The sequence below is a fragment of the Hydrogenophaga sp. genome (assembly GCF_019264445.1).
GTDB lineage: Bacteria > Pseudomonadota > Gammaproteobacteria > Burkholderiales > Burkholderiaceae_C > Hydrogenophaga.
The window spans coordinates 1-14451 of sequence record NZ_JAHVAB010000006.1; the positions used below are offsets into that span (position 1 = coordinate 1).

A 14451-nucleotide genomic window follows, 5' to 3' on the forward strand; every position below is an offset into this window, starting at 1 on the left:
TGGAACACGTTCTTCGCCAGGTCGATGCCAACAGTCGTAAGCTTCATGGTGGACGCCCCTCTCGGTTCAAGTGGTTGATTAACGTCTCCACTTTGGCACGTCGATGCCGTTACGGGTGGGGGCGTTCATCCCATTGCTTACCCCGCTCCCACCCCCCTGGGCTACTTTGCTTCGTTGGTGGGTGATGACGATGCGCTGCCGCTGTTCGAGGCTGCCACGGCGATTGCCCAGGACGAGTACCCCGATCTCGATGTGCAGCAAGTGCTGGGTGACGTCGACCAGATGCTGGCCCGTGTGCGCCGGCGCTGTGCGGCGGATGCGGGGCCGTTGCAGCGGCTGCGCACGCTGAATCAGTTTTTCTTCCGCGACATGGGTTTTGGCGGCAACGTCAACAACTACTACGACCCCGACAACAGTTTTCTGAATGCGGTGCTGCGAACCCGCCGCGGCATCCCGATCACGCTGGCCGTGCTCTGGCTGGAGCTGGCGCAGGGCTTGGGGCTGAAGGCGCGCGGCGTGAATTTTCCGGGTCATTTCATGGTCAAGGTCAACCTGCCGAACGGGCAGGTGGTGATCGACCCTTTCACCGGGCAGTCCCTCAGCCGCGAGGATCTGTCGGAGCGCCTGGAGCCCTACAAGCGCCGCAACGGATTGGTGGACGATTTCGACGTGCCCGTGGGCCTCTACTTGCAGGCCGCCACGCCGCGCGACATCCTGGCGCGGCTCCTGCGCAACCTCAAGGAAATCCACCGCACGCAGGACGACTGGCTGCGCCTCATTGCGGTGCTGGACCGCCTGCTCATCCTGCTGCCCGATGCCTGGGTGGAGTACCGCGACCGCGGCCTGGCCTGGGCGGAGATGGGTGATGTGCGGCTGGCGGTGGCCGACCTCGAAACCTACGTCGCCCATGCCGAAGACACGCTGGATCGCGATTCCATCGCGCAGCGTCTGCAGGAGTTGCGCAGCGCTTCGAACTGAGGTTGGCGGGCGCAACCCGCGCCGACAGTGGCGTTCGGGATGTGTCGCCATGTAATTCTGTTTGACGCCACACCCCCACGCGTCGACCATGCGGGCCGACCGACGTGACAAACAACTTCATGAAACAACTGATGCTGGTGGGCGCCACCGGGCTGGTGGGCAGCCATGTGCTGCAACAACTCCTGGCCGATCCCACCGTCGAGAGCGTGGTCGCACCCACGCGCAAACCCCTCCCGCCGCACCCCAAACTGCTCAATCCCGTCGTGGATTTCGAGCGCCTGCCCGAAGACGCCCCATGGTGGCGGGTCGACGCCGTGATCTGCACGCTGGGAACCACGATCCGGGCGGCGGGTTCGCAGGCGGCCTTTTACAAGGTGGACCACGACCACACGCTGGAGGTGGCCTACCTGGCCTGGCGCCACGGCGCAAGGGCGTTTGCGCTCAATTCGGCGCTGGGCGCTGATGTGGGCTCCCGCGTCTTTTACTCGCGCACCAAGGGCGAGACCGAGCGCGACCTGCAAGCAGTGGGCTACCCCTCCCTCACCCTGGTCCGACCGGGGCTGATCGGTGGAAAACGGCCGACTTCACGTCCTTTGGAGCAGTTGGCGGTGGGTGTTTCCAGAGTGCTGCAACCCCTGTTGCCGCGCCGCTACCGTGTTGTGCCCGCGGATCGCATCGCGCATCACCTTGTGCGGGCGGCGTTGTTGGCCTCGCCCGGCGTGCACGTGCTGCCGTCGGAAGCCTTGCTGTAGGCGCAGCCGGTCGGCCGGCGCCCTCAGGCCACGACCACCGCAGCGCCCGTGCCGCGCTCGGCGATCTGACCGATTTCGAACACGGTTTCACCGAGGCTTCGCAGGGTGTCTGCGCACGCGCCGGCCTGGTCGGCGGCGATCACCACCACCATGCCGATGCCGTTGTTGAACGTGCGGTTCATCTCGATGTCGTCGATGCCCGCCGTCTTTTGCAGCCAGGCAAACAACTCGGTCTGCGGCCAGCTGCCCTTCTTCAGGTGCGCGGCCTTGCCTTCGGGCAGCACGCGGGGAATGTTCTCGAGCAGGCCGCCGCCCGTGATGTGGGCCAGGGCCTTGATGGGATGCTGCGCCAGCGCGGCCAGTACGTTCTTCACGTAGAGGCGGGTCGGTTTCATGATGGCTTGCCTGAACGGCTGGCCATCCAGCGTGGCGGGCAGGTTCGTGCCCGCGCGTTCGAGGCACTTGCGCACCAGCGAGAAGCCGTTGGAATGCACGCCGTGCGAAGCCAGCCCGAGCACCACGTCACCGGGTTTCACGTTCTGGCCTGTGAGGATCTTCGACTTCTCGACCGCACCCACGCAAAAGCCCGCCAGGTCGTACTCGCCTGCGGGGTACATGCCGGGCATTTCGGCGGTTTCGCCGCCGATGAGCGCACAGCCGCTGAGTTCGCAGCCTTTGGCAATGCCGCCCACCACGGCGGCGGCGGTGTCCACGTCGAGCTTGCCGCAGGCGAAATAGTCCAGGAAGAAGAGCGGCTCGGCGCCTTGCACCAGCACGTCGTTCACGCTCATGCCCACCAGGTCAATGCCCACCGTGTCGTGCATGTTCCATTCAAACGCCAGCTTGAGCTTGGTGCCCACGCCGTCGGTGCCGCTCACGAGCACGGGCTCCTGGTAACGCTTGGGCACCTCGAACAGCGCTCCGAACCCGCCGATACCGGCGAGCACGCCCTCGCGCATGGTCTTTTTGGCCAGCGGCTTGATGCGCTCGACCAGGGCATCGCCTGCATCGATGTCAACGCCGGCGTCTTTGTAGGAAAGGGGAGTGGAGGGGGAGGTCATGTGCGGGCAGGCCCCACGCGGGGAGGGGCGGGTCGGTGGACGGAACGCGGTGTGGGTGGGGGCTTTCAGCTGCGCTGAGAGTGGCCCGATAGAATTTGCCCCAGATTTTACGGGTTTGCCCCAGCGATCCCGTCCACCTTGCCGAGCCTGCCCCATGCCCCTGACCTCCCACCAGATCCGCGCCCTGCTGTGGGCCGCGATCGCGGTCGTCATCTGGCTGCTGTTCACGCTGCTTGCGCCGGTGCTCATGCCCTTTTTGCTGGCTGCGGTGCTGGCCTACGCGCTGCACCCACTGGTGGAGCGCTTGCGCGCCAAGGGTGTACCGCGCTGGTTGGGTGCGGGAATGGCCATCTCGCTGCTCATGCTGGTGCTGCTGGCGGTGTTCCTGCTGATCGTGCCTGTCATCACCAAGCAGGTGCCGCTGCTGCGCGAGCAGGTGCCCGATCTGCTCAACCGCCTGAACGCCTGGCTGACACCTCTGGCCGGTCGGCTGGGCGTGAGCCTCTCGGTGGACGTGGGCCTGGTGCGCGAGTGGCTCACGCGGCTGGTGTCGGGTCACGAGGGCGAAATCCTTGACCACCTGCTCTCATCCCTGCGCATTGGCGGCAGCGCGCTCGCGGCCGTGGTGGGCAACCTGTTCCTGATGCCCATCGTGGCGTATTACCTGCTGCTGGACTGGAACAACCTGGTCGAGCGCACCAAAACCTTGATTCCGCCCCGCTGGCGCACCAGCGTGCAGGGCTTTCTGGACGAGACCGACGAAGTGCTCGGCCAGTACCTCCGCGGGCAACTGCTGGTCATGGGCTTGCTGGCGGTGTTTTACGCCGTGGCCCTGGCGCTGGTCGGGCTGAATCTGGCCTTGCCCATCGGGGTGTTCACCGGGCTGGCTGTGTTCGTGCCTTACCTGGGCTTTGGTGTGGGCCTGGTGCTGGCACTGCTGGCCGCCTTGCTCGAATTCCAGACCGTTCTGGGTGTGGCGCTGGTGGCGGCCGTTTACGGTGTCGGTCAGGTGGTGGAAAGCCTCTATCTCACACCGCGCCTGCTGGGTGAGCGCATCGGCCTGCACCCGATTGCCGTGATCTTTGCGCTGCTCGCGTTTGGGCACCTGTTCGGCTTTGTCGGGGTGTTGATCGCGTTGCCCGCCAGCGCCGTGCTGCTGGTGGCGATACGCCGCCTTCGCCAGCGCTACCTGGCCAGTGCGCTGTATTTGGAGGCCCCGCGCGCGGCGCCGGAGAACACCGCATGAGCACCGGACCGACCCCCATGCGGCAGATGGCGCTGGACATCGGCTTTGCCCCCGTGCCCACGCTGGCCAACTTCGTGGGTGCGGGCAATGAAGCGGCGGTGGAACACCTGCGGCTGTGGACCAACAACCCCCTGCGCTCACCCGTGCCCACCTTCCTGTGGGGCGAGAGCGGCAGCGGCAAGACGCATCTGCTGCGCGCCGTGCGCGAAGCCCTGCGCGAGCAGGGCAGTCGCGTGGGATGGCTGGATGCCGGCACGCTGGACCCCACCGAGTTCAGCGACGACTGGGATGCCGTGCTGCTGGACGACTGCCACCTCTACACCGCTGCCCAGCAGGCCGCGGCGTTCAACTGGTTCGTGAATGCACAAAGCCCCGCACACGGCCCGTCCCGGTGGGTGCTGGCGGCGGCCACCTGCCCGCCGGCCGACCTGCGCCTGCGCGAAGACCTGCGCACGCGCCTGGGCTGGGGCCACGTGTTCCAGCTGCAGGCCTTGAGCGAAACCGAACGCCGCGCCGTGTTGCGCAGGGCGGCTGACGAGCGTGGCGTGTTCCTCAGCGACGAGGTGATGGACTTCATGCTGCGCCGCTTCTCGCGCGACCTCTCCAGCCTGATGATGCTGCTCGACCAGCTCGACAGCTATGCCCTGCGCACCCAGCGCGCCATCACCATCCCGTTGATCAAATCGATGCTGGAAAACGAATAAACATGAGATTGGCCCTTTTCGACCTGGACCACACCCTGATCCCGCTCGATTCCGATTACGCCTGGGGCGAATTCACCGTCGCCCTGGGTTGGCGAGATGCCCACAGTTTCTCCCAGGCCAACGACGGCTTCTACGCCGACTACAAGGCCGGCACGCTGGACATTCACCGCTACGTGCGCTTTGCCACCGACGCCGTGCGCGAGCATGGGCTGGCGGCGTCGCTGAAGGCCCATCAGCGCTTCATGCGCGAAGTGATCGAGCCAGCCATGCGCGAGCCGGCTCGGGCCTTGCTGCGCCGGCACCAGGCAGCCGGCGACACGGTGGTCATCGTCACCGCCACCAACGAATTCGTCACGCGTCCGATTGCGCAGGCTTTCGGCGTGAACGAGCTGATTGCGATCGAGCTCGAGCGTGACGCGCATGGCGAGCCCACCGGCGCCATCCGGGGCACGCCGTCGTTTCGCGAGGGCAAGATCGCCCGTGTGGAACAATGGCTGGCTGCCCGCGGGCTGGACTGGTCGCGCGTGCAGCACAGCACTTTCTACAGCGACTCGATCAACGACCTCCCGCTGCTGGAAAAAGTGCACGAGCCCGTGGCCACCAATCCGGATGCCCGACTCCGCGCCATCGCCCTCGAGCGGGGCTGGCGCACATTGAACCTATTCGAATGATCAAGAAATTCATCGACCGGCTGCTGGGCAAGACCAGCGGCACCGCCAGCCGCCGCGCCCACCCGTTTGGCAAACGCGAAGATGTGCCGGCCAGCGTGCACGGCATCGACCGCTCGCTGGTGGACCAGCGTGCGCTGGACGTGGTGCACACGCTCAAGCAGGCCGGCTTCGAGGCGTACCTCGTGGGGGGCGCCGTGCGCGATCTGCTGCTGGGCTTGCGCCCGAAAGATTTCGACGTGGCCACCAGCGCCACGCCCGAGCAGGTCAAGAGCCTGTTTCGCCGTGCCTTCATCATCGGACGGCGCTTTCGCATCGTGCACGTGGTCTATGGCCGTGGGCGCGAGCACGAGGTGATCGAAGTCTCCACCTTCCGCGCCTACCTCGACAGCGCCGACGCCGAGCAGGTGGCCGGCAACGAGCGCACCAGCAAGGGCGAACTTGCCGGCATGAAGCACGCGGTGGACGCCAGCGGGCGTGTGCTGCGCGACAACGTCTGGGGCCCCATCGAGCAGGATGCCGCCCGCCGCGACTTCAGCATCAACGCGATGTACTACGACCCGGAAACGCAAACCGTGGTTGATTTCCACCATGGCATTCGTGACGCCAGGAAACGCACGCTGCGCATGATCGGTGACGCCGCCACGCGCTACCGCGAAGACCCGGTGCGCATCATTCGCGCGGTGCGCTTTGCGGCCAAGCTCAGCGGGCTGGGCTTCACCTTCGACGCCAAGACGCTCGCGCCGCTGGCCTCGTCGCACACCCTTTTGGCCGACGTGCCGCAGAGCCGCCTGTTTGACGAGATGCTCAAGCTGCTGCAAACCGGCCATGCGCTGGCCAGCGTGGCGCAGCTCAAGGCCGTGGGCCTGGGCACCGGCATCTACCCGTTGCTCGATGTGGTGGTGCAACGCGCCGACGACGAGTTCGTCAAGCTCGCGCTGCAGGACACCGACCGCCGTGTGGGCGAAGGCAAGCCTGTGGCGCCCAGCTTTCTGCTGGCCTGTGTGTTGTGGGCCGATGTGCGCAAGAGCTGGAACCAGCGCCTTACGCCGCGCCCCGGACAGCGGGCGCCTGCACCTTTTGCGGCGCTGCAGGAAGCGGTGGACGACGCTTTCGAGGCGCGCATCGGCGACGTGTCGGGCCGAGGCAAGCTGGGTGCGGACATGCGCGAGATCTGGATGATGCAGCCGCGTTTTGACAAGCGCGTGGGCACGTCGCCTTTCAGCCTGGTCGAGCAGCCGCGGTTTCGCGCCGGCTTTGACTTTCTACGCCTGCGCTCGCAAGTGGGCGAGGTGGAAGAAGAGCTGTCGCACTGGTGGGAAACCTTCAGCACCGCCAGCGATGCCATGCGCGAAGACATGGTGGACGCCCAGCGCCGTGACAACCTGGCCAAGCCGGGCGCGGGCAAGGCTCGGCGTGTGAAGCGCACCGATGCCGACCACCCGGCCAGCTCACCGGTGGAGCCAGTCGATCCGCGCTTTCGCCAGCAGGACGAAGCGGGCGATGACTCAACGGACGAGAGTGCGCTCGACAGTGCCCCTGCAGATGCTGTTGGTGCCCCCGCCAAAAAACGCCGTCGCCGGCGCCGCAAACCCAACGATGCGGGACGTGCCGACAACGGCGGCGCTCCTGGCGAGGCGGGCGACTGAGGTTTGTGATGTCGCGCCAGGACGTCACGGCCTACGTGGCCCTGGGCGCGAACCTTGGCGACGCCGAGCGGTCCTTGCGCACCGCGCTGCAAGCCTTGGCCGCTGCGCCCGGTGTGCGCCTGGTGCGCGCTTCGGGGTTCTATCGAACGGCACCTGTGGACTCCAGCGGCCCTGACTATCTCAACGCGGTGGCTGAGGTAGCCACGACGGGCACTGCGCCCGAGTTGCTCGATCTCTTGCAGTCGATCGAGCAACAAGCCGGGCGCGAGCGTCCCTACCGCAACGCGCCGCGCACACTCGACCTGGACTTGCTGCTGTTTGGCGAGGCGCGCATCGTGTCATCACGTCTCACCGTGCCGCACCCTCGCATGTTCGAGCGCGCATTTGTGCTGATGCCCTTGGCCGAGATCGCGCCAAGGCTCGTGAGCGAAACGCAGATGCAGGCCGTTGCCGCGCAGCGAATCGAGCGCTTGACTTAGGGCGCGAGCCGTTCGCGCAGCCACGCTCCGTCGGGTTGTGCGGTGTAGCGCAGCCGGTCGTGCAGCCTGCTGCGCCGGCCTTGCCAGAACTGCCAGCTGTCGGGCTTGAGGCGGTAGCCGCCCCAGTGCGGCGGGCGCGGCGGTTGCAACATGAACTGTGCGCCGTACTTGGCGGCATTGGTCACGAGCACGCTGCGGCTGGCGATCACTTCGCTCTGCGGGCTGGCCCAGGCGCCGATGCGGCTGTCGAGTGGGCGGCTGTGGAAGTACGCATCGCTTTCTTCGTCGCTGACTTTCTCCACCACACCCTCGATGCGAACGACCCGCTCGAGCTCGACCCAGTGGAACTGCAGTGCTGCAAAAGGATTGCCGGCCAGCTCGCGCCCCTTGTGGCTCTGGTAGTTGGTGTACCAGACGATGCCGCGCTCGTCATAGCCTTTGATCAGCACCACGCGCGTGCTGGGGCGCAGGTTGGAACCCACGGTCGCCAGCGTCATGGCGTTGGGCTCGGGCACTTCGCTGCTGATCGCTTCGTTGAGCCACTGCTCGAACTGCTGGAGTGGGTTGGCGTGTGAGGCCGACTCGCTGAGTTCGGCCTTTTCGTAGCTCTTGCGCAAGTCGGCGATATTCATTAGGGCAGTATAGAAGTGGGGTGCTGGGCGGACGGCACTGTAGGGTCATCGGCGAGTTGCAGGAGCTTTTGCAGCGCGCGGTCGTGAATGCCGTGGTGCAGAAGTCCTTCGAACGTCTGGCGGGCGTAGTCCAGTGTGGTGCCGTAGCGCCCACATGAGCGGGCAAAGATCTCGCGGTAGCGCTCGTCGCTCAGGGTACCGGTGTGGCTTGGACTCTGGCGTGACAGGGTGAAGGCCAGTGCCTTCACGGGCCCTTGCGGTGTGTGGCAGTGCAGCCATTTCGGGTCGTAGACCGGGTTGGGCATTTCTCTGGCCCAGAGCACAGGCATGAGGGCTTCAACCTGTTCGTGCGGCACCCGCAGCGCCAGGCCCTGGCAGCTACCGCCGGGCATGAGTGCAAACACGAGGCCAGGGCATGCGTAGGTGCCGCGGTTGACGCGGCTCCACATCTCGAGACACCGGTGGTGGCCATGCACGCGCGCGGGGCGCTGCTCTGCCGCTTCGAACTCGGGTCGCCACACCAGCGATGCATAGGCGAACACCCAGAGGTCGGGGCGCGGCCCCTGGGCCCGCCACTGCGCGAGCGTGTCGGCCATCATCTGCGCGCCGTCCCTCAGGCTGGGGTCGTGCGGCACGCGGCGTGCCCTCGGTGTGTCACGGTCGGCCATTTACAATCTTCGTCGAGTTCTTTCCCATTATTCTTCACGGAGTGTTTTCCATGTCCTCTCAGGATGACGAACCCGAGTATCGCGTTGTGGCCCTGGTGCTGATCAGCGTGATCGTTTTGGCTGTTGGCCTTGCATTGGGCATCGGTATTCACAAGTCGCGTGGCTCCGCGCCCGCCGCTGCCGCAGCCGTGGCAGCCCCCGCCGCAGCCCCGGTGGCCGCTTCCAGCGATGACGCCAGCGTGGTGGTGGAAAACGGTGTTGTGAAGTTCTATTTCGCTTCGGGCAAGGCCGATCTGGCCGCTGGCGCGCTGGACGCATTGGGTGAAGCGATTGCGGCCGCCAAGGCGGGCAAGAAGCTGGTGATCTCCGGGTTCCACGACGCCACGGGCGATCCCGCGTTCAACGCCGAACTGGCCAAGCAGCGTGCCATGGCGGTGCGCGCAGCGCTGGTGGGTGCTGGCGTGGCTGAAGCCGGGGTCGAGTTGAAGAAACCCGAGCAGACCATGGGCACGGGCAACAACGCCGAAGCGCGCCGGGTGGAAGTGGCGATCGCGCCCTGAGCCTTCTCGCTGACCCAAAAAAGCCCGGCATGCCGGGCTTTTTTGTGGGCGCGTGAAGCGTGCGCTTCAGCGCAGGCCCTGGCCGCCTTCCTTCTCGGCGCGCTGGATCAGTTCGATCTTGTAGCCATCGGGGTCGGTCACGAACGCGATCACGGTGGTGCCGCCCTTGACCGGGCCTGCCTCGCGCGTCACGTTGCCGCCGGCGGCCTTGATCTTTTCGCACGCCGCGTAGGCATCGGGCACGCCCAGGGCGATGTGGCCGTAGGCGGTGCCGAGTTCGTAGCTCTCGGTGCCCCAGTTGTACGTGAGTTCGATCTCGGCCTGTGCCGGGTTGCCTTCATAGCCCACGAAGGCCAGCGAGTACTTGTACTCCGGGTTTTCGGAGGTGCGCAGCAATTGCATGCCCAGCACCTGGGTGTAGAAGTCGATCGAGCGCTGGAGGTTGCCCACGCGCAGCATGGTGTGTAGAAGTCTCATGGCGCCTATTTTGACGGCACTTCAAAGACCAGACAGGTCGTTGTGGCATGCGCGTACAGCTTGCCATCGGGGCCGACGATGCGTCCCTCGGCGGTGGCCAGCTGGCGCCCTGCGTGCACCACCGTACCGATGGCGCGCAACGGGCCGCTCTTGTGCGAAGCGGCCCGCACGATGTTCACGCTGAGCTCGGCAGTGGTGTAGGCCCTGCCCACGGGCATGGCGGTGTGCACGGCACAGCCCACAGCGGAGTCCAGCAGCGTGGCGTACCAGCCGCCGTGCACGGTGCCCAGCGGGTTGTAGTGTTTGAGCTGTGGCTGCCCTTGAAATACAGCGCGGCCCTCGCCGACTTCCACCAGGGAGAAATCCAGCGTCTGCGCAATGTGCGGATAGGGCAGCCTGCCGTCCAGCATGGCCTGCATCTGCTGCAGGCCTGTCAATCCAGCGATATCGGCCGGGTTCGCCAGGCCCACACCCGCGCCGGCGTTCAGGCGCTGCACGACGGCGTCGTATTCGAGGTTCCATTGCGCAATGGTGGCTTCAACGTTCATGGGGTCCTTCTTTTCATTTCATTGCAGATACAAATATTGTAGATACAATCTTTTCATGAATGCTGACACCCAGGCGTCAACGACCACCCCGTCGGGATGCACCAATTTCAAGCTGCGCCAGCTCACGCGCCGCGTGACGCAGCACTACGACCAGCACCTGGCGGGATCGGGCCTGAAGATCACGCAGTACTCGCTGCTCACGCACGTGGACCGGCTCGGGCCGCTGGCGCCGGGCGAGCTGGCGCGGCGCATGGACATGAGCGCCTCCACGCTCACGCGCAACCTGCAGCCGATGATCGCAGCGGGGTGGCTGTCGGTGGGCGCGGGCGGCGACGCGCGAAGCCGGCTGGTGCACATCACCGAAGCGGGTCTGAGCCAGCGCCGCCAGGCGCAGCGGCAGTGGAAAGCCGCCCAGGTGGCGCTCAACGACAAGCTGGGCGTGGCCACGGTGGCCGCGCTGCACGAGCTGCTGGACCAGGGTCTGGCAGCGTTTCACGAGGAAGACGCTCATGAAGATTGAATCTGCGCCCACCCGCGTGCCCTACGTGTGGTGGCTGGTGCTGCTGGCGGCGGCCGGGGCTTTTGCACTGACCATGGGAACGCGGCAGACCATGGGCTTCTTTCTCTCGCCACTGAACACGGCGACCGGCCTGGGTGTGGGCAGCATCAGCCTGGCATTCGCGTTCGGCCAACTCTGGTGGGGGCTCACACAACCGTTTGCGGGTGCCGTGGCGGACCGCGTGGGCGCCGGTCGCGTGCTGTTGGTGGGCGTGGTGCTGGTGGCCTTGGGCACGTTCATCACGCCGCTCATGACGAGCACCTGGGGACTCATCCTCGCCATTGGCGTGCTCGCTGCCGGTGGTGCCGGCATGGCCGGGCCTTCCGTGCTGATGGCCGCGACCACGCGCCTGATGCCACCCGAACGACGGGGCATGGCCACCGGCATCGTCAATGCGGGTGGCTCTTTCGGCCAGTTCCTCATGGCGCCGCTGGCGGCCGCGCTCACCGTCGGCCTGGGCTGGGTGGGTGCCTTGCAGGCGCTGGGCCTGATCGTGTTGCTGGCGCTGCCCGCGGCCTGGGTGCTCCGCGGCCCGGGGCCCAGGGGTGCTGCCGGCGCTGCGCCGGCGGCCGTGTCATTGCCTGCGGGTCAGGCCATCCACCAGGCGCTGGGCAACCGGAGCTACCTGCTGCTCTCGGCAGGCTTCTTCGTCTGCGGGTTCCACGTGGCGTTTCTCGCCACGCACCTGCCCGGCGTGGTGGCCGCGTGCGGCCTGCCGGCCCCGGTGGGTGCGTGGGCGCTGGGGATCATTGGCTTGTTCAACATCGTGGGCAGTCTGTCGATGGGGTGGGCCGTGGGGCGCTGGCGCATGAAGTCGCTGCTGTCGCTGGTGTATGCCACGCGGGGACTGGCCGTGCTGATCTTTCTGCTGGCGCCCAAGACCGAGGCCGTGATGCTCACCTTTGCCGCGGTGATGGGGTTGACCTTCCTGTCCACCGTGCCGCCCACGGTGGGTCTGGTGGCGAAGTTTTTCGGCACGGGCAACATGGCCATGCTGTTTGGCATCGTGATGCTGGCCCATCAGGTGGGTGGGTTTCTCGGGGCCTGGCTGGGTGGGCAGGTGTTCGAGGCCACCGGCAGCTACGACTGGGTCTGGTACATCGACATCGTGCTCGCAGTGGGGGCCGCGCTGATCCATCTGCCGATCCGAGAAGCCGCCGTGGTGAGGGTTCGCGCCGCGTGAGGCGCGAGGTGCTCTACACCGGCACGGTGTAGTTCAAGGCCATGCGGCCACCATCCACCGTGACGATTTCGCCGGTGACGTAGCTCGCTGCGTCGCTGGCCAGCCATGCCACCACATCCGCGATTTCGGCCGGTTCACCCAGCCGCTTCATGGGGGTGCGGCTCAGGATTTTCTGGCGCGCCTCCTCGCTGGTCAGCACGGCCTGGGCCGCCAACTCGGTGGCAATGGTGCCGGGCGCGACCGCGTTGACGCGGATGCCCTGGTCGGCCAATGCCAGCGCCATGACCCGTGTGAGCTGGTTGATGCCGCCTTTGCTCACGTTGTAGCTGGCGATGTTGGGAATGGCGAGCACGCCATTGACCGAGCTCATGTTGACGATGGCGCCACCGCCGGTGTGCACCATGGCGCGTGCCACGGCCTGGCCCATGAGGAACGCGCCTTTGAGGTTGACGCGCAGCACCTCGTCGAAGTCCTCCTCGGTCACCTCGAGGAAGTTCGCGGCCTTGAAGATGCCGGCGTTGTTGACCAGCACATCGATGCGGCCGTGCACGCCCAGCGCGTGGGCGACCACGTCATCCACATCGGCCTTGTCGCCCACGTCGCAGCGCCGGTACACGCCACTGAGCTCACGGGCCAGCGCGCGACCCGGGGCATCGGCCACATCGGCAATGAGGACGCGCGCGCCCTCGCGGGCAAATCGGCGGGCGCAGGCCTCGCCAATGCCCTGCGCGCCACCGGTGACGATGACCATGCGACCCTGATGGCCGAACTGCACGGAGCGAAGAGAGGTGTTGGTGTTCATGTCGCGATGGTAGCGAGCGTCCTCATCGCGGGCCCGCTGGCGCAAGGAGCTGCGCCACGGCTTCATGCCCCGCTTTTCGTGCCAGGTCGGCGGCGCGCAGACCTTCAAGATCGGTGAGCGAAGGGTCTGCGCCGGCGTCGAGCAGCAGGCGCACCAGCGTGGCGTCGCCGCGCTGCGCTGCGAGCATGAGCGCGGTGCGGCCTCGGCCATCGGCGCTGTTCACATCGGCGCCGTGCGCCAGGGCTTCGCGCGCAGCGCCGGCGTCACCGCGCGCAGCCGCCGCAGCCAGAGCGTTCGCATCCGTTGGCGATGACCTGAGCACGGGCGCTGCCGCGCGCCGTGCGGACAGCGAGGCGGGAGCTTCCTTACGGGCACGGTCCGCCTTGCCTGGCGCGCCGGCCGCGCCCGGTGCCGCGTCGGCGCGGCTCGCCGTCTCGGGTGCGGGCGATGCGGCGGTGGCGGGGGCGGTGGACGCGCTGGGCGGTGATGCGGGAGCGGGCGGAGGTGGGGCGGGCGGGGTCTTCTGTTCGTGGCGCTTGGGCGGCGTTGAAGGTGTCGGGTCCTGAGCGACACCGGGGGCGCGCGTGTTGTCGGCGTTTGCGCTGTCACGCCGGGGGAGATGGGTCTCGCCCAGCGCGACCTCTCGCTCTTGCGGGTGGCCGCGGTCGAACTGAAGCACCACGAGCGTGGCCAGCCCCAGCACGGCGAGGCCGCCCAGGGCGCGCCAGCGCCATGCCGGGTCGTTGGCGGCAGGTCTCTCGGTGCCTGGCGCGCGGACGGATTGCGCGGCGGTGCGCGCCCGTGCCAGCACGTTCTCGCGCACGGCCGGACCGGGTCGCGCCGGGTCGAGCGCGTTGGCTTCGCGGTACCGCTGCAGCAGTTCGTCAACGGGCTTCATGCAAACGCCTCCAGGGCATGGCGCAGCCGCTCGCGCGCATAGCGCAGGCGACTCTTGGCGGTCTCTGCGTTCACGCCGGTGGCCTGTGCGATCTCGGCCAGGCTGAGGCCGCCTTCGGCCTGCAGCAGAAAGGCTTCGCGCTGCGGCAAGGGCAGGGCAGCGAGCGCGTCGAGCAGGGCTTGTGCCTGCTCGCGTGTCTGCAGCTGCTTCACCGGACCAAAGCCCGAGTCGGCGGCGAGCGTGTCGGCGAGCGCGGCGCCTTCGTCTGTGTCGGCGTCGAGGCTGGCGTGCATTTTGCGGGTGCGCCAGTGGTCCACCAGGCGGTGGTGCGCCAGCGTGAAGAGCCAGGTGCGAAAGCGCGCCCTCACGGCGTATTGCGGCGCCTGGCGCACGAGGGAGAACCACACGTCCTGCACCAGGTCGTCGGCCAGTGCGGGGTCGTGCACGCTGCGCAGCACGAAGCGCCACACGGGCAAGGCGTGGCGGTCGTACAGGGTTTCAAACGCGTGGGCGTCACCGGCAGCAAAGGCCTGCATCAGCGTTTCGTCGGCGGGCGCGGCCTCGTCGGTCATGAAGGATTATGGGCA

General features: G+C 67.0%; 18 protein-coding genes. 10 read left to right on the forward strand and 8 right to left on the reverse strand.

The genetic code is table 11. The annotated features are described in order from the left end of the window. Nucleotides 1–177 precede the first annotated feature (177 nt). Together KXJ60_RS00340 and KXJ60_RS00345 are read left to right on the forward strand one after the other, a co-directional pair. Entirely contained in the window at nt 178–978 is an 801-nt protein-coding gene (locus KXJ60_RS00340; RefSeq protein ID WP_291123185.1) for a tetratricopeptide repeat protein, read from the forward strand. Nucleotides 979–1097: 119 nt separating this feature from the next. Then, nucleotides 1098–1730: an NAD-dependent dehydratase gene (locus tag KXJ60_RS00345; protein WP_291123187.1), complete on the forward strand. Its 633-nt coding sequence runs from the start codon at nt 1098–1100 to the stop codon at nt 1728–1730. 23 nt (nt 1731–1753) lie between these two features. On the opposite strand, the gene purM is transcribed toward KXJ60_RS00345, so the two are convergent. Beyond that, nucleotides 1754–2791, reverse strand: a complete 1038-nt coding sequence (gene purM / locus KXJ60_RS00350) for a phosphoribosylformylglycinamidine cyclo-ligase (RefSeq protein ID WP_291123190.1) — start codon at nt 2789–2791, stop codon at nt 1754–1756. Nucleotides 2792–2945: 154 nt separating this feature from the next. On the opposite strand from purM, the gene KXJ60_RS00355 reads away from it, so the two are divergent. From KXJ60_RS00355 to folK, 5 genes are read left to right on the forward strand one after another with little or no spacing between them, the layout of a single operon-like run. Further along, nucleotides 2946–4037, forward strand: a complete 1092-nt coding sequence (locus KXJ60_RS00355; protein WP_291123193.1) for an AI-2E family transporter — start codon at nt 2946–2948, stop codon at nt 4035–4037. A 17-nt stretch (nt 4038–4054) separates the two neighbouring features. Next, nucleotides 4055–4741: a DnaA regulatory inactivator Hda gene (gene hda, locus KXJ60_RS00360; protein ID WP_291123256.1), complete on the forward strand. Its 687-nt coding sequence runs from the start codon at nt 4055–4057 to the stop codon at nt 4739–4741. 2 nt (nt 4742–4743) lie between these two features. Beyond that, on the forward strand, nt 4744–5412 hold the full coding sequence (locus tag KXJ60_RS00365; protein ID WP_291123196.1) for an HAD family hydrolase: 669 nt from the start codon (nt 4744–4746) through the stop codon (nt 5410–5412). Further along, nucleotides 5409–7058 carry a polynucleotide adenylyltransferase PcnB gene (gene pcnB / locus KXJ60_RS00370; protein WP_291123199.1) on the forward strand — a complete coding sequence of 550 codons (1650 nt, stop codon included), beginning with the start codon at nt 5409–5411 and terminating at the stop codon, nt 7056–7058. The genes KXJ60_RS00365 and pcnB overlap by 4 nt, the downstream gene beginning before the upstream one ends. A gap of 8 nt (nt 7059–7066) precedes the next feature. After that, nucleotides 7067–7537, forward strand: a complete 471-nt coding sequence (folK, locus tag KXJ60_RS00375) for a 2-amino-4-hydroxy-6-hydroxymethyldihydropteridine diphosphokinase (RefSeq protein ID WP_291123201.1) — start codon at nt 7067–7069, stop codon at nt 7535–7537. On the opposite strand, the gene pdxH is transcribed toward folK, so the two are convergent. Together pdxH and KXJ60_RS00385 are read right to left on the reverse strand one after the other, a co-directional pair. Next, a complete protein-coding gene (gene pdxH / locus KXJ60_RS00380) occupies nt 7534–8169 on the reverse strand; it encodes a pyridoxamine 5'-phosphate oxidase (RefSeq protein WP_291123204.1) in 636 nt (211 codons plus the stop codon). The genes folK and pdxH overlap by 4 nt on opposite strands. Further along, nucleotides 8169–8768, reverse strand: a complete 600-nt coding sequence (locus KXJ60_RS00385; RefSeq protein ID WP_291123259.1) for a gamma-glutamylcyclotransferase — start codon at nt 8766–8768, stop codon at nt 8169–8171. Before KXJ60_RS00385 ends, pdxH begins: the two co-directional genes overlap by 1 nt. A 119-nt stretch (nt 8769–8887) precedes the next feature. On the opposite strand from KXJ60_RS00385, the gene KXJ60_RS00390 reads away from it, so the two are divergent. Continuing rightward, a complete protein-coding gene (locus tag KXJ60_RS00390; RefSeq protein ID WP_291123207.1) occupies nt 8888–9397 on the forward strand; it encodes an OmpA family protein in 510 nt (169 codons plus the stop codon). A 66-nt stretch (nt 9398–9463) separates the two neighbouring features. On the opposite strand, the gene gloA is transcribed toward KXJ60_RS00390, so the two are convergent. Together gloA and KXJ60_RS00400 are read right to left on the reverse strand one after the other, a co-directional pair. Next, complete coding sequence (gloA, locus tag KXJ60_RS00395; RefSeq protein WP_291123209.1) at nt 9464–9874, reverse strand: lactoylglutathione lyase; 411 nt, start codon at nt 9872–9874, stop codon at nt 9464–9466. 5 nt (nt 9875–9879) lie between these two features. After that, the gene (locus KXJ60_RS00400) at nt 9880–10422 is read right to left on the reverse strand and encodes a PaaI family thioesterase (protein ID WP_291123211.1); all 543 of its coding nucleotides are present in this window, start codon (nt 10420–10422) and stop codon (nt 9880–9882) included. A 55-nt stretch (nt 10423–10477) separates the two neighbouring features. Here KXJ60_RS00400 and KXJ60_RS00405 point away from each other — a divergent pair, with 55 nt between their 5' ends. After that, a complete protein-coding gene (locus KXJ60_RS00405; protein WP_291123214.1) occupies nt 10478–10942 on the forward strand; it encodes a MarR family winged helix-turn-helix transcriptional regulator in 465 nt (154 codons plus the stop codon). Continuing rightward, on the forward strand, nt 10932–12164 hold the full coding sequence (locus tag KXJ60_RS00410) for an MFS transporter (protein ID WP_291123217.1): 1233 nt from the start codon (nt 10932–10934) through the stop codon (nt 12162–12164). The genes KXJ60_RS00405 and KXJ60_RS00410 overlap by 11 nt, the downstream gene beginning before the upstream one ends. Before the next feature lie 13 nt (nt 12165–12177). Here the strand turns inward: KXJ60_RS00410 and KXJ60_RS00415 are convergent, their stop codons facing one another. The 3 genes from KXJ60_RS00415 to KXJ60_RS00425 are packed head-to-tail and all read right to left on the reverse strand — an operon-like array spanning nt 12178 to nt 14436. Continuing rightward, nucleotides 12178–12966 (reverse strand): SDR family oxidoreductase, encoded by a 789-nt coding sequence (locus KXJ60_RS00415; protein ID WP_291123220.1) that lies wholly within the window; start codon nt 12964–12966, stop codon nt 12178–12180. 22 nt (nt 12967–12988) lie between these two features. Continuing rightward, on the reverse strand, nt 12989–13864 hold the full coding sequence (locus KXJ60_RS00420) for an ankyrin repeat domain-containing protein (RefSeq protein WP_291123222.1): 876 nt from the start codon (nt 13862–13864) through the stop codon (nt 12989–12991). Then, nucleotides 13861–14436: an RNA polymerase sigma factor gene (locus KXJ60_RS00425; RefSeq protein ID WP_291123225.1), complete on the reverse strand. Its 576-nt coding sequence runs from the start codon at nt 14434–14436 to the stop codon at nt 13861–13863. The genes KXJ60_RS00420 and KXJ60_RS00425 overlap by 4 nt, the downstream gene beginning before the upstream one ends. Nucleotides 14437–14451 lie beyond the last annotated feature (15 nt).

What these genes read in the sequence shown, in the direction of transcription:
- KXJ60_RS00345 (WP_291123187.1), top strand. Translation starts at nt 1,098, where the DNA reads ATGAAACAACTGATGCTGGTGGGCGCCACCGGGCTGGTGGGCAGCCAT.
- purM (WP_291123190.1), bottom strand. Translation starts at nt 2,791, where the DNA reads ATGACCTCCCCCTCCACTCCCCTTTCCTACAAAGACGCCGGCGTTGAC.
- KXJ60_RS00355 (WP_291123193.1), top strand. Translation starts at nt 2,946, where the DNA reads ATGCCCCTGACCTCCCACCAGATCCGCGCCCTGCTGTGGGCCGCGATC.
- hda (WP_291123256.1), top strand. Translation starts at nt 4,055, where the DNA reads ATGCGGCAGATGGCGCTGGACATCGGCTTTGCCCCCGTGCCCACGCTG.
- KXJ60_RS00365 (WP_291123196.1), top strand. Translation starts at nt 4,744, where the DNA reads ATGAGATTGGCCCTTTTCGACCTGGACCACACCCTGATCCCGCTCGAT.
- pcnB (WP_291123199.1), top strand. Translation starts at nt 5,409, where the DNA reads ATGATCAAGAAATTCATCGACCGGCTGCTGGGCAAGACCAGCGGCACC.
- folK (WP_291123201.1), top strand. Translation starts at nt 7,067, where the DNA reads ATGTCGCGCCAGGACGTCACGGCCTACGTGGCCCTGGGCGCGAACCTT.
- pdxH (WP_291123204.1), bottom strand. Translation starts at nt 8,169, where the DNA reads ATGAATATCGCCGACTTGCGCAAGAGCTACGAAAAGGCCGAACTCAGC.
- KXJ60_RS00385 (WP_291123259.1), bottom strand. Translation starts at nt 8,768, where the DNA reads ATGATGGCCGACACGCTCGCGCAGTGGCGGGCCCAGGGGCCGCGCCCC.
- KXJ60_RS00390 (WP_291123207.1), top strand. Translation starts at nt 8,888, where the DNA reads ATGTCCTCTCAGGATGACGAACCCGAGTATCGCGTTGTGGCCCTGGTG.
- gloA (WP_291123209.1), bottom strand. Translation starts at nt 9,874, where the DNA reads ATGAGACTTCTACACACCATGCTGCGCGTGGGCAACCTCCAGCGCTCG.
- KXJ60_RS00400 (WP_291123211.1), bottom strand. Translation starts at nt 10,422, where the DNA reads ATGAACGTTGAAGCCACCATTGCGCAATGGAACCTCGAATACGACGCC.
- KXJ60_RS00405 (WP_291123214.1), top strand. Translation starts at nt 10,478, where the DNA reads ATGAATGCTGACACCCAGGCGTCAACGACCACCCCGTCGGGATGCACC.
- KXJ60_RS00410 (WP_291123217.1), top strand. Translation starts at nt 10,932, where the DNA reads ATGAAGATTGAATCTGCGCCCACCCGCGTGCCCTACGTGTGGTGGCTG.
- KXJ60_RS00415 (WP_291123220.1), bottom strand. Translation starts at nt 12,966, where the DNA reads ATGAACACCAACACCTCTCTTCGCTCCGTGCAGTTCGGCCATCAGGGT.
- KXJ60_RS00420 (WP_291123222.1), bottom strand. Translation starts at nt 13,864, where the DNA reads ATGAAGCCCGTTGACGAACTGCTGCAGCGGTACCGCGAAGCCAACGCG.
- KXJ60_RS00425 (WP_291123225.1), bottom strand. Translation starts at nt 14,436, where the DNA reads ATGACCGACGAGGCCGCGCCCGCCGACGAAACGCTGATGCAGGCCTTT.